14 protein-coding genes are annotated in these 13,265 nt (G+C 42.9%); all 14 read left to right on the top strand.

Going from position 1 to position 13,265, the window contains the following annotated elements; genetic code table 11:
* Positions 1–21: 21 nt before the first annotated feature.
* The 14 genes from SM121_RS01005 (at position 22) to SM121_RS00940 (ending at position 13,095) form a co-directional block, all read left to right on the top strand.
* On the top strand, positions 22–417 hold the full coding sequence (locus SM121_RS01005; RefSeq protein ID WP_003004675.1) for a single-stranded DNA-binding protein: 396 nt from the start codon (positions 22–24) through the stop codon (positions 415–417).
* A 188-nt stretch (positions 418–605) separates the two neighbouring features.
* Positions 606–1,589, top strand: coding sequence for a substrate-binding domain-containing protein (locus SM121_RS01000; RefSeq protein ID WP_320910975.1), 984 nt, complete (start codon positions 606–608; stop codon positions 1,587–1,589).
* The gene (locus tag SM121_RS00995) at positions 1,589–2,905 is read left to right on the top strand and encodes a sensor histidine kinase (RefSeq protein ID WP_155172889.1); all 1,317 of its coding nucleotides are present in this window, start codon (positions 1,589–1,591) and stop codon (positions 2,903–2,905) included. Before SM121_RS01000 ends, SM121_RS00995 begins: the two co-directional genes overlap by 1 nt.
* Positions 2,906–2,910: 5 nt before the next feature.
* Positions 2,911–3,594 (top strand): response regulator transcription factor, encoded by a 684-nt coding sequence (locus SM121_RS00990; protein ID WP_037585171.1) that lies wholly within the window; start codon positions 2,911–2,913, stop codon positions 3,592–3,594.
* A complete protein-coding gene (locus SM121_RS00985) occupies positions 3,591–4,889 on the top strand; it encodes an ABC transporter substrate-binding protein (RefSeq protein ID WP_155172893.1) in 1,299 nt (432 codons plus the stop codon). Before SM121_RS00990 ends, SM121_RS00985 begins: the two co-directional genes overlap by 4 nt.
* A gap of 140 nt (positions 4,890–5,029) precedes the next feature.
* Positions 5,030–5,467, top strand: a complete 438-nt coding sequence (locus tag SM121_RS00980; RefSeq protein ID WP_003019069.1) for a PTS sugar transporter subunit IIA — start codon at positions 5,030–5,032, stop codon at positions 5,465–5,467.
* Between the two features lie 14 nt (positions 5,468–5,481).
* Entirely contained in the window at positions 5,482–5,976 is a 495-nt protein-coding gene (locus SM121_RS00975; protein WP_000261775.1) for a PTS system mannose/fructose/N-acetylgalactosamine-transporter subunit IIB, read from the top strand.
* Positions 5,977–6,032: 56 nt separating this feature from the next.
* Positions 6,033–6,875, top strand: coding sequence for a PTS mannose/fructose/sorbose/N-acetylgalactosamine transporter subunit IIC (locus tag SM121_RS00970; RefSeq protein ID WP_003019182.1), 843 nt, complete (start codon positions 6,033–6,035; stop codon positions 6,873–6,875).
* Positions 6,859–7,713, top strand: coding sequence for a PTS system mannose/fructose/sorbose family transporter subunit IID (locus SM121_RS00965; protein WP_037585172.1), 855 nt, complete (start codon positions 6,859–6,861; stop codon positions 7,711–7,713). The genes SM121_RS00970 and SM121_RS00965 overlap by 17 nt, the downstream gene beginning before the upstream one ends.
* A 101-nt stretch (positions 7,714–7,814) precedes the next feature.
* Positions 7,815–8,108 carry a hypothetical protein gene (locus tag SM121_RS00960; RefSeq protein WP_003004348.1) on the top strand — a complete coding sequence of 98 codons (294 nt, stop codon included), beginning with the start codon at positions 7,815–7,817 and terminating at the stop codon, positions 8,106–8,108.
* 129 nt (positions 8,109–8,237) lie between these two features.
* The gene (gene groES, locus SM121_RS00955) at positions 8,238–8,519 is read left to right on the top strand and encodes a co-chaperone GroES (RefSeq protein WP_024055367.1); all 282 of its coding nucleotides are present in this window, start codon (positions 8,238–8,240) and stop codon (positions 8,517–8,519) included.
* Between the two features lie 21 nt (positions 8,520–8,540).
* Positions 8,541–10,166 carry a chaperonin GroEL gene (gene groL / locus SM121_RS00950; RefSeq protein ID WP_003004647.1) on the top strand — a complete coding sequence of 542 codons (1,626 nt, stop codon included), beginning with the start codon at positions 8,541–8,543 and terminating at the stop codon, positions 10,164–10,166.
* Between the two features lie 876 nt (positions 10,167–11,042).
* Positions 11,043–11,777 (top strand): response regulator transcription factor, encoded by a 735-nt coding sequence (locus SM121_RS00945; RefSeq protein WP_031577029.1) that lies wholly within the window; start codon positions 11,043–11,045, stop codon positions 11,775–11,777.
* Positions 11,778–11,808: 31 nt separating this feature from the next.
* Positions 11,809–13,095 carry a sensor histidine kinase gene (locus SM121_RS00940; RefSeq protein WP_238676505.1) on the top strand — a complete coding sequence of 429 codons (1,287 nt, stop codon included), beginning with the start codon at positions 11,809–11,811 and terminating at the stop codon, positions 13,093–13,095.
* The last annotated feature ends 170 nt before the right edge of the window (positions 13,096–13,265 follow it).

Below are 13,265 nucleotides of genomic sequence, written 5' to 3'. Positions count from 1 at the left end.
TAAATAGATAGGAGGTAAATGATGTATAATAAAGTTATTTTAATCGGTCGCCTGGTGGCGGCTCCAGAATTGCACAAAACCAGCACAGATAAATCCGTTGCCCGAGTGACTGTTGCAGTCAATCGTCGCTACAAGGATCAAAACGGGGAGCGAGAGACTGATTTTGTTAATGTCGTTGTCTGGGGGAAATTGGCTGAAACCATGGCTAGTTATGCCAGTAAAGGGAGCTTGATCTCTTTGGATGGAGAGATTCGGACGCGCCGCTACGAGAAAAATGGGGTCATGCAGTATGTGACAGAGGTCCTCTGCCAAAGTTTTCAGTTGCTAGAGAGCCGCGCTCAGCGAGCGATGCGCGAAAATGGTGGAACGGGAGATTTAGCCGACATCATCTTAGAAGAGGAAGATCTTCCTTTTTAGGATCAAAAAAGAAAGCTGGTTCGTTTATAGACCAGCTTTTTTGCTACTTGCTAGGGGTTTCATTCGGGAACTACTCTTTTAAAAATAAATCAAAAATATGCATCTGTACAATAAAAGCCAGCATTTATCTTGAAAAAGTAGTAAAATAAAGTAATATATATTCAAAATTTTCAGAAAAGGAACGGGGTTTGAAGGGGAAAGAAGAAAGAAAAGAACGGTTAAAATGGCTGATAAAACGAGTTCTACTGGTGATTCCAGTGACCTGCATCCTCTTGTGGATCTATGCCGTTTGTCAAACCAGTAGCATCAAGGATCAGACCAAGATTGGTGTCACCTATATGACCATGAACAATGAGTTCTATAAAAGTATTCATTCGGAAATTAGTCGGATTGCCGATGAGAGAGGGGCTCTTGTATCTGTTCGAGATCCGGAATTGGATGAAAAAAGGCAGAGCCAGCAGATCGATGATTTTTGCGCCCAAAAAGTAAATGTGATTGTGATTAATCCGGTCAAAGGGGATAGTCAGCCCATTTTAAGGGCTCTTAAAAAAGCTAGAAAACAAGGAATTAAGATCATTGCAGTTGATACCCAGCTCAAGCATTTTAAGCCGGATGCCAGCATTGTCTCCGACAACTACCAAGCAGGAGTCTTGATTGCGAAAGAGCTGATGAAACGCTCTTCAAATGCTCAGATCCTTCTCTTGGAGCACAAAGGGACTGTTTCAGCAGATACGCGGATTCAGGGATTTAAGGATACGATCAAAGGACATGGGGCTTATGAGATTATCTCGGAACTAGAAACCAAGGGTCAGACGGAGATCGCCATGCCAGCTGTCCGTAAGTTCTTGCAGTCAGGGGGGAATGTCGATACACTAGTTGCCCTAAATGACCGCTCGGCTATAGGAGCTTTAGCAGCGATCAAGGAGCAAGGAATCACCCATCCCATTGCGATTTATGGGATCGATGGCTCACCAGATATGAAAGCCTTGCTGCACTCGACAGATGATGTTGTAGGAACCGTTGCCCAGTCTCCTTTGAAGATGGGAGACCGCGTGATGGAGGTCATACAAGATATGGCTGATGGGAAGAACTACCAAAAAGAAATAACCATTCCGGTGCAAATGATGACAAAGGAAAACATCGATCACTTTGATGTGAATGGGTGGCAGTAATGAGAAAATTTAGAGGTGTGAGATACAGTTTGGCCATCCTGATGGTCGTAAATTTTATCGCTGTTATGCTCAACAGTATCATCTATCTTCAAGCAACCAACTATATTATTGCCCAACGGCAAGCTTCTCTATTAGTAGAACGCTTAGAGCGCATTCCTTTTGCGCCCTCTACAACTTTTTGGTTGTCTGCACTCTTATTTGCTGGGATTGCCTTGATTTCCATGAGTCGTTATCGGTCTCAAACGAGTCGATGGTCCATTTTTGATAAGTGGAATATTCTGGAGATCCTCCTGATGTTGCTCTTGATGTGGGTCCAAAATGTAGCTTATAACGGGCTCATTCTCTTGGTTTTTGCGGATATCTTCTATGGTTCCAAAGAGTTGAATACCAAGCGAGACCGCAAGTATTGGTTTGCGTTTATCCTAGTAAGTTTCTTGATGCTTCTTGTGACCAATTCAGACGTCTTTTCGCTTTTCTTTCCGATACCTTCTCTGGATGTCTATATTCATTTTTACCCCGCCTCCATCCGGATTCTGGCCTTTTTCTTAAAGAATTCCCTCTATGCCTTGAATATGGTGCTCTTCATTATTTCGCTTTTGTTCTATATTATGAATGTCCTTGCGGAAAACCACGAAGTGGAAGAAGAGTTGGCCATGGTTTCAAAGGTCAATACAGAGTTGAACAACTATATGGCCTTGTCTGAGAAGATTGCAGAAGATCGGGAACGTAAGCGGATTGCTCGGGAAATTCACGATACCTTGGGGCACGCGCTAACAGGGATCTCGGCAGGGCTGGATGCTGTCGGAGTCTTGATTGATATCGATCCCAATCGGGCAAAAGAGCAGGTGAAAAGCGTATCAGAAGTGGTTCGTGAAGGAATCCAGGATGTGAGAGGCTCTCTCAACCGCCTCCGTCCAGGTGCCCTTGAGGGACGAACCCTCAAAGATGCTTTAGAAAAGATGATCCGTGAGTACCAAACGCTTTCCAACTTGCAGGTTGATTTACACTATGAATGGGTCGATGTCGATATGGACGTCATGATTGAAGATACAATCTTTCGTGTGATCCAAGAGTCTACGACCAATGCGGTTCGCCACGGTCATGCTAGTCAGATGAGCCTTCATTTTTTTGAAGATAAGGAAGATTACCTGATCGAGTTGCAGGACAATGGGGTTGGGTTTGAAACCTTGACCTATGGCTATGGGCTCAAGCAGATGATGGAGCGCATTTCCATCCTAGGAGGACAGCTTCAATTTGAAAGTCGCGATGGATTTTTCACGCGCGTCAGTTTACCGAAATATAAAGAAGGGAGATAGAGATGGTGATAAAAGTAATGGTGGCAGATGACCAGGCCTTGATTCGAGAATCTCTGAAAATTATTTTGTCAGCCCACCCCGATATCGAAGTGGTGGCCACAGTGGAAGATGGGAATCACGTCTTGTCTAGCATTCCACAGACACATCCTGACCTGATCTTAATGGATATTCGGATGCCAGGCATGGATGGGGTTTTGGCGACAAAAGAGGTAAAAGAGCACTATCCGGATATCAAAATTATTATTTTAACGACCTTTGATGATGATGAATTTATCTATAGTGCACTCAAGTATGGTGCTTCAGGTTATCTTTTAAAGGGAGCCTCGACAGAGGAACTCTATGAAGCGATTAAGGTGGTGTATCAAGGCGGAGCCATGATCAACCCGAATATCGCTAGTAAAGTCTTTCAAATTTTCTCACAAATGGCCAAGACCAACTTCTCTATTGCTGTAGATGAGGACAATGTCAAGGATTTGAGCACGACGGAATGGCGCATTATCCAAGAAGTCGGCTATGGGGAGTCCAATAAAGAAATTGCGGCCAAACTCTTCTTGTCAGAAGGAACCGTGCGTAATTACTTATCAACGATTTTGGCGAAATTAAACCTAAGAGATCGAACGCAATTAGCGATCTGGTCAGTCCAAACGGGAGTGACGAGACGTGATTTTTCTAAAGGAAATACAGAATGAAATTGAAGCGAAAGCATCTTTGTTGGGGGCTTGGTCTCCTTTTAGCGCTCTGTGCGAGCGCTGGTTTTTATTGGTGGAAACAGCAACCGACCGTGCTTCATATTGGCGTGTATGCAGGCTCTAGCTGGGATGTGCCGACCAGTCAACGTTCCCATGCCTTGGATCGTGCGATTCAAAAATTTGAGAAGTCCCATCCCCACGTTCGTGTAGAGTATGAAAACGGGATTCCGCAGTCAGATTATTCAGATTGGCTCTCCGAAAAGATTGTCTCAGGAAAGACGCCGGATGTGTTTATGGTCTCTGAGCAAGATCTTTCCTTATTAGCAGCGCGAGGCGTGCTAGAAAAGTTAAACGGCTATATGGATCGAAAAGATCAAGCTGCCTTTTATCCCGTTGCATTTGAATCGGGTGTCTATCAAGGGCAAACCTATGCTTTACCTTATGAAAGCAATCCGATTTTGATGTGTGTCAATAAAGATCTCTTGGATAAAGAAGGCATCGCGGTTCCCAAAGAAGGTTGGACCCTTGAAGAGTTCTATACGATTTGCAAGAAACTAACCAAAGATACCAATGGAGATGGGCAATTGGATCAATTTGGGAGCACAGAATACACCTGGAAAGAAGCCTTGGCGGCAAATGGGGGTCATCTCTTCCAAGGTGGCATGCTCAAGCTGACAGCTCCAGAAGTGAAAGAGTCTTTGACTTTTCTGCAAAAATTGGAAGATCTAAATAAAAATTACAAGGTGAGCTCTAAAGATTTTGACCAGGGGAAAGTCGCCTTCTATCCCATGACCTTGGCCCAATATCGGACCTATAAACCTTATCCCTACCACGTTTCTAAATATTCAAACTTCACCTGGACCTGTATCCCGATGCCTGCTAAGTCAAAAACGACCAAGGCAACCTTGGTCACGACGACTTCTTTTGCTATGTCAGCTCGAAGTTCTCATTCCAAGTTGGCTTGGGAATTGATGCAACTCTTAACAGAGGATCCAGAAATTCAACAAACCCTATTTGCCCAATCCCAAGGGATTTCTGTCATGCCACAGGTCGTCAAGAGTCGCTCTAGTAAAGACCTCCTGCAGGTGGATGATTTTGGAACAGATTCCTTGACCAATCAGACCTTGAACCGCATCATGGAACAAGCTGTTGAGAGTAGTCCGAAAAATGTCTCAAAAGAGGTGCTAGAAAAGCTAGACTACTTGATCGGTAATGCCTTGCGCGATCAGGATGTCGAGAACCGCTTGCCTCAAATTCAGAGGGAGATTGAGAGTAGTCTACAGGTAGGAGTTTAGAGTAAAATAAGATGGCATTTTGTCAAGTGACAGATGTCATTTTTTTATTGCTAAATGTCATATTAGGAATGTGACATTTGACAATGTAAAAACGCTTTCAAATAATCTACAATAGAGTCAAATAAAGGAGGCGTAGAAAAATGAAATACCTCGTTTTGGTCAGTCATGGCGGACTGGCAGAAGGTCTAAAAACATCACTAGCCATGTTTGCTGGTGACAAGTTGGATCAGGTCATCGCAGTTGGACTCAAAGAAGGAAAATCAGTTGATGACTTCGCAGTTGATTTCAGAGAGAGCATTTCAGGATTGACAGCTGATGATTCTGTTTTGGTCTTGGCAGATATCGTAGGTGGTAGTCCATTAACCACTGCAGCCACGGTTCTAGAAGAAGCTGGAAAGCTCGATGGAGCCTTGATCCTTGGTGGGATGAACCTTACCATGGCCTTGACGGCAGTTGTGATGAAGGATGTATTGGATGGAGACGATTTGTCAGCCACCATCTTATCAGAAGCACGATCTGCGCTACAGCCTTTTGAAGTTTCAGCCACTAGTGCTGAAGAAGATGATGACGATATTTAATAGGGAGGTACCTTATGGTAGTAACATTTGTACGGATTGATGACCGCATGATTCACGGTCAAACAGTCACACGCTGGGCAAAGGAAAAACCATGTGATGGTTTGATTGCCGTAAATGATGCAGCAGCATCAAACAAGGTTTTGATCCAAGCTTACAAAGGCGCATCAGACAAGAAAACCTTTGTATGGACAAAGGAAGCCTTTAAAGAAAAATCAGCAAAAGTAACAGAATCAGATAGTCGTTACTTCTTGATCACCAAAAATCCAATCGATATGAAGGAAATTTTGGTCGACCAAGGGTTTGTCCCAGGTGATGTCAAAGAAATCATTGTTGGCCCTGCAAATGATCGTCCTGGAGCTGTAAAATTGGGAAATAACCAATCCATCACTCAGGAAGAAGCAGAAGCCTTCCAAGCTATTCAAGCAGCAGGCTACAAGGTGAAATTCCAATTGTTGCCAGATGTTTCCATCGGGTATTGGGATGATTTCAAATCAAAATTTGGTTTTTAAACCCAACAGTCTTATCTGTTAGGTAAATAAATTTACAAACAAAAGGAGCGTTTGTTATGACAATTTCATGGATTCAAGCAATCTTGCTTGGTATTTTCGCCAGCTTGTCTTCAATGCCTGGTATGGGAGGTTCCAGTATCGGGAACTATACACTCGGTCGTCCTTTGATCGGTGGGTTGATTTCAGGTTTAATTCTTGGAGATGTGACAACCGGTATTATGGTCGGGGTTGCCCTTCAAGTCGTTTATATCGCCTTGGTAACACCTGGTGGTACCGTATCTGCCGATGTGCGTGCCATCTCTTACATCGGTGTTCCTCTTGCTATCTTGTTTGTGCATGCTAATAACATCACAGATGAAGCTGGAATCGCCGCAGCTGCAGCTCCAATCGGTGCAGCCGTTGGGACAATCGGTACAGTTCTTTTCTACGGTACCGCTACTATGAACTTGGTTTGGCAACACATTGGTTGGAAAGCCGTTGAAGAAGGAAACTTCAAAAAACTCTACGCAGTTGACTGGGTTTACCCTTGGATCTCTCACTTCCTCTTCTCTTTCCTTCCAACAATGATTATCACCAAATACGGTGAAAACATGGTTGATTTGATGAAACAATACCTTCCTATGGATGGTTACTGGATGAAAGCCCTCTTTACAGTCGGTGCTCTTCTCCCATGTGTCGGTATTGCCATCTTGTTGAAACAAATTGTTACAGAAGCAACTGACTTCATTCCATTCTTTGTTGGATTTACCTTGGCAAAATCTCTCGGATTGAACTTGGTATCCAGTGCCGTTGTTTCATTAATCTTTGCAGTAATCTACTATGAACTTGAAGTGATCAAATCGATGAAAGCTGCTCCGGCTGGAGCGGTGGATCTAGACGATGATGAGGAGGATATTTAAAATGGCTGATAGAAAGAAAATTTCAAAGAAAACATTAGCAAAAGCATTCCATCATTGGTATTATGGTCATTTGACTTGTTTCTCTCAAGAACATATGCAAACCTTCGGGTACTTGACTTCTATGCTTCCAATCGTAGAAGAAATGTATGACACAAAAGAGGAACAAAAGGATGCTATGCAAACCTATACGGCCTTCTTCAACACTGAACCACAACTTGGATCTCTTGTTGTAGGGATCACAGCTGGTTTGGAAGAAGCGCGTGCAAACGGAGATGCAGTGGATGGCGAAACCATCAACGGTATGCGTGCCGGTTTGATGGGACCAATCGCTGGTATTGGTGACTCATTGGTTGTTGGTACCTTGATCCCAGTTCTCTTAGGGATTGCCCTTGGTCTTTCTAAAGGTGGTAACGTCGCTGGTGCTCTCTTCTACATCGTCGTATGGAACCTCTTAGTCTACTTTGGTATGCGCTTTGCCTTCTTCAAAGGTTACCAATTAGGGGATAAAGCCGTTGAATTCCTTGTAGGACCAAAAGGACAAGCTCTTCGTAAAGCGATCAGCGTTGTCGGTGGTATGGTTATCGGTGCCGTAGCAGCTACTTGGGTATCTGTTACAACAGCCCTTCAATTCAAGAATTCTGAAGGAAAAGTCTTCTTGAACATCCAAGAAAAGATCGATGGTGTTTATCCAGGTCTCTTGACAGCAGCCTTCATCACTCTTTGCTGGTGGTTGATGTCTAAGAAAAAAATTTCACCAAACAAAGTCATGTTACTTCTCGTTGTAGTTGCTTTGATCGGTGTTGCCCTTGGTATCTTCGACCCACATCTTAAATACTAAGGAAAAGAAAAAACGAATTTGCTAGTAGGAGTTTTTGAGAATGAAGTGAATTGACCTCCTTTACTTGCACTTCATTCTCAATTTTTATAAGGAGGAATCCCATGGTTACAAAACAAGAACTTGTCAATGGATATGAAACAGAAATCAAGTACCAACGCCACATGCTTGAAAACCTTGGTCGTTGGTTCAGCTTACTCTTTATCATTGCCAGTATTGGTGTGGTATTGATCTATCTCTTTCACAAAAGTTTCCTCCCACTCTTGATCCTCGGGATTTTACTAGCCTTGGTTGGAATTTTAGGCATGATTGTTTTTGGATATGGCATCTACCGCGGGCGGATCAATCTTCAAAAAGTGATCGACGATTTCAATCAAAAATTGACAATTTTAAATTGATATTTTAGAAACATCTCATCTATTTTTGAGGTGTTTTTTTCTTGACTATTTCTGACCAAGTGATACAATAGAAACATAAGTTAGCACTTACGTATAGAGAGTGCTAAAAACACGTATGGAGGAATGAACATGTTAAAACCATTAGGAGACCGTGTGGTCTTAAAAGTAGAAGAAAAAGAACAGACTGTTGGAGGTTTTGTCCTCGCAGGTGCGAGCAAGGCCGATACAAAAACAGCTGAAGTAGTGGCCGTTGGCGAAGGTGTGCGTACCCTAAGTGGCGAACTCATTGCTCCAGCTGTAAAAGCAGGAGACCACGTTTTGGTTGAAAGCCATGCAGGAATTGAAGTTAAAGATGGGGAAGAAACCTACACCATCGTTGGAACAGCAAACATTCTTGCAATTGTAGAGTAAGAGAAGAAAGAGGTAAGAGAAATGGCAAAAGATATTAAATTTTCATCTGATGCACGTTCTGCAATGGTCCGTGGTGTCGATGTCTTAGCAGATACAGTGAAAGTTACGTTGGGCCCTAAAGGTCGCAATGTGGTTCTTGAAAAATCATTTGGTTCACCCTTGATCACAAATGATGGGGTGACCATCGCAAAAGAAATCGAATTGGAAGACCATTTTGAAAATATGGGTGCTAAATTGGTGTCAGAAGTGGCTTCTAAGACCAATGATATCGCAGGTGACGGTACAACAACTGCAACGGTTTTGACTCAAGCCATCGTCCGTGAAGGAATCAAAAACGTCACTGCAGGTGCTAATCCAATTGGCATCCGTCGTGGGATTGAGACTGCTGTTGCAACAGCAGTAGAAGCTTTGAAAAACAATGCGATCCCAGTATCGAGCAAGGAAGCGATTGCTCAAGTAGCTGCTGTGTCTTCTCGTTCTGAAAAAGTCGGTGAGTACATCTCTGAGGCCATGGAAAAAGTTGGCAAAGATGGAGTTATCACGATTGAAGAGTCTCGTGGAATGGAGACAGAACTGGAAGTCGTTGAAGGAATGCAGTTTGACCGTGGTTACCTTTCACAATACATGGTCACTGATAATGAAAAAATGGTGGCAGACCTTGAAAATCCATACATTTTGATCACTGACAAGAAGATTTCAAATATCCAAGAAATCTTGCCATTGTTGGAAAGCATTCTTCAAAGCAACCGTCCACTCTTGATCATCGCTGATGATGTCGATGGCGAAGCTCTTCCAACACTTGTCTTGAACAAGATCCGCGGTACCTTTAATGTCGTAGCTGTCAAGGCACCAGGATTTGGAGATCGCCGCAAAGCCATGCTAGAAGACATTGCCATCTTGACAGGTGGTACAGTCATTACAGACGATCTTGGTTTGGAATTGAAAGATGCAACCATTGAAGCACTTGGTCAAGCAGCTAAAGTTTCAGTCGATAAAGACAGTACTGTCATTGTCGAAGGTTCTGGTAACCCAGAAGCGATCGCTAACCGTGTGGCTGTTATCAAGTCACAAATCGAAACCACAACCTCTGAGTTTGACCGTGAAAAATTACAAGAACGTTTGGCTAAATTGTCTGGTGGTGTTGCCGTAATCAAGGTCGGTGCTGCAACAGAAACAGAATTGAAAGAAATGAAACTTCGTATCGAAGATGCCCTTAATGCGACTCGCGCAGCCGTTGAAGAAGGGATCGTTGCCGGAGGTGGTACAGCCCTTGTCAATGTCATCTCTGCAGTCGCAGCCCTTGAATTAGAAGGAGATGAAGCGACCGGACGCAATATCGTTCTTCGTGCTTTGGAAGAACCGGTGCGCCAAATTGCCCACAATGCCGGTTACGAAGGATCTATTGTGATTGATCGCTTGAAAAATGCCGAAGTCGGAACAGGTTTCAATGCCGCAACAGGTGAATGGGTGAATATGATTGATGCAGGAATCATCGACCCAGTTAAAGTGAGCCGTTCAGCCCTTCAAAACGCCGCTTCCGTAGCGAGTCTGATCTTGACGACCGAAGCAGTCGTAGCCAACAAACCAGAACCAGCAGCCCCAGCAGGACCAGGAATGGATCCAAGCATGATGGGTGGGATGATGTAACCTGATACCAATGATTGGTGCTAAAGCACCGAATCATTGGACGGTAGCCGCTATGTTGCGGCCTACCTAATCATCTTACTAGCTCAAAGGGAGGAAAATATCGTTCCTCCCTTTTCACGTCGTAACCCCTTGATTAATTGATCAGGTGCATTTATTGTTATGGCAAGCACCATGGTGCCTTGCCGTAGTGTCTTACTAAGAAAATAAAGAAGGCGTTATTGGCCTTCTTTATTTTCTGTCGTAACTGTTACAAATGATTGAGGCTATGCCTCTCATCGTTGGACGGTAGCCACTATGTTGCGGCCTGGTTAATCGTCCTACTAGCTCAAAGGGAGTGGAAGATTCTTTCCTCCCTTTTTATCTTGTTTTGGAATTTTCATTTGTTATGGAATAATATTTTTATTTTAAATTTTGTAACAGAAATGATAAATACTAATTAAAGAGGACTTGCGTAGATGCTTGGGAATCAAGCATTTGCGGTGTTTTTAGGCAGAGGGATATTTGCCAACAAATTGCAATACAAATTAACTGATTTTGTAATAATTCTAGTGTATACTAGTAAGAGTAGATCACAGGTCTACATTGTTGCAAGGGGAGAACTTCCCACATACATGTCTATTGACAATAAAACTTGATCGTAATATCGCTGTTAGTAAAATGAGAGTTTGAACATAGCATAGATTTTATCGACCTTTTTCATATTAAAAAATATTTTTCAAATTCCCCTTGCGCAAGCTCTTCCGGATTCCTCCGGGAGAGTTTTTTTGTTAAGGAGAAAAGGTAGAAGGGCTATTAAGTCTCTTTTGAAAGAGTGGCTCAGCAGGCATCATTTATGGTAAAATAGAACATATTCGTAGAGGGGAAGGAGTGAGGACTTTGTTGAAGATTTTTGTGTTAGAAGATGAGTGGATCCAGCAATCACGAATCGAATCGGTCTTGCAGGAACTTATCGCTCAGAAGTCCTTGCAATGCAAAGCGCCAGAAGTGTTTGGGAAATCAAGCCAGTTGCTAGATGCTATCACAGAGAGAGGCGCTCATCACCTATTCTTTTTAGATATCGAGATTAAAGGTGAGGAGAAAAAAGGTCTGGAGATTGCAAAAGAGATTCGTAAGAAAGACCCCCATGCGACCATTGTCTTTGTCACCACTCACTCTGAATTCATGCCCATTACCTTTCAGTACAAAGTAGCCGCCTTGGATTTTATCGATAAAACGCTGGGTGAGGAAGAGTTCAGAGAGAGAATCAGCTCAGCCATCGATTATACCTTGGAGCAAGCTGGGACCACGATTGCACAAGATGCTTTTACATTTGAGAGTGCGATGGCGCGTGTACAAGTTCCCTTTAATAAGATTTTGTATGTTGAAACGTCTCCAACTATTCACAAGGTCATTTTACACACCCAGGATGAGCGCTTGGAATTTTACGCTAGTATTGCCGATATCGAAAAAGCAGATCCCCGCTTGTATCGGTGCCACCGCTCCTTTGTGGTGAATCCACAAAATATTACGAAGATTGATAAGGAAGCCAAGAAAGCTTTTTTTGAAAATGGGGACAATTGCTTGATCTCACGGACCAAGTATAGAGGCTTACTGGAAGCTTTGAAAAAATAGAAGGGAGAAGGAATTGCTGTTAGATATTCTAATGTCTTACCTAAAGTTCTTCGTCAGCATGCTGATCTATCGTCATATCAGTAGACAAGAGTTCACCTTGCGCTGGCTCTTTTTGTGCCCCTTCCTCTTCGCAATTATCTTTACCCTTGTACCACCGGTAGGCTTTTTTGGCTATTTCTTAGTATTTATTGCCTATAGTTTCTACCGAAATCGTAACATACGACACCTTTTGAATATTTTTTATGGGCTCTATCCGGTTGTCATGGAGAGTCTCATTGGGCGTCTCTTAGCCTTTTATGTCTTTCCAATGTTAGGGATCGTACTTGTTCATGAGGCATCTGTCAGCTGGTATGATGCTCTACTTGAATTGCTGGTCTTTCCTGTTTATATAGGAATCACTAAATTGTTAAAACTAGATTTTACAGATTTAAAAGTAGGGTTTCAACGGCAGTATTTTAATCGTTTCCTACTCCCAATGGATCTTTCCATGTTTGTGTATTTGCTCAGTGTTGTAGGTCTGGTGGTTTTTGAGGATAAGATCCCGCATGCAGATGCTTTACGGGAACAGTTAAATAGTATTTATCTGATTTTGTTTTTTGTGATGCTCTTGTATTTCAATGCAGTGTCCAAAGAACGATTGAAACAAGAGATTCTAGAGCAAAAAGATAGGCAACTGCAGGAGTTAGCCACCTATAGCCAACACGTCGAAATGCTCTACGGGGAGATTCGTGCCTTTCGTCATGATTACCTGAATATTTTAACCAGTCTCAAATTAAGTATTGAGCATGAAGATCTTAACGCGATCAGGGAAGTCTATGAGAATGTTCTTCGAGAGAGTGGCCAGCAATTTTACGATAGCAAGTTTGATATTGCCAAACTCAGTCACATTGAAAATCCAGCTGTAAAAAGTGTTCTGTCCGCAAAATTATTGGAGGCTCAAAACAAAGGGATTGGGATCTCTGTCGAGATCGATGAACCTGTTCGAGATTTATTCATCGAGGTTTTAGATTTCATCACCTTCTTATCTATCCTTTGTGACAATGCTATCGAAGCGAGTCTTGAATCAGAGGACCCCCAGCTGACTCTTGCCATGCTCCAGGAGGAAAACTCCCTCATCTTAATAGTTGAAAATAGTACAAAAGCTGAAAAAATAGATCTGGCGAGAATTTTTGAAAAGGACTACTCCAGTAAAGGAGAGGGCCGCGGTCTTGGCTTGTACAAGATCCAACAATTACTGGAAAAGTATCCCAAAACGACAGTGTCTACCAAGAGTTCAAACTACCGATTTACTCAGAGTCTGACCTTTTGGAAGGAATAATAGAAGAGAGAGTGGGACAGAAATCGGTAATTCGTTAGAATTCGATTTCGTCGTCCCACCTCCGCACAGTTGAGTAGGGCTGTAAAAGCTGATGAAATCAGCGTAGTAGAGCCTACTCAACCACTGCGTCTTGCTCGACAATCCAAAATAATTGAGAGGCTAGGACTTTT

The organism is Streptococcus sp. S1 (assembly GCF_034137685.1).
Taxonomy (GTDB): Bacteria; Bacillota; Bacilli; order Lactobacillales; family Streptococcaceae; genus Streptococcus; species Streptococcus dentalis.
The sequence above is the reverse complement of the archived record's forward strand: the minus strand, read 5'-3'. Positions and strand labels throughout refer to the sequence as shown.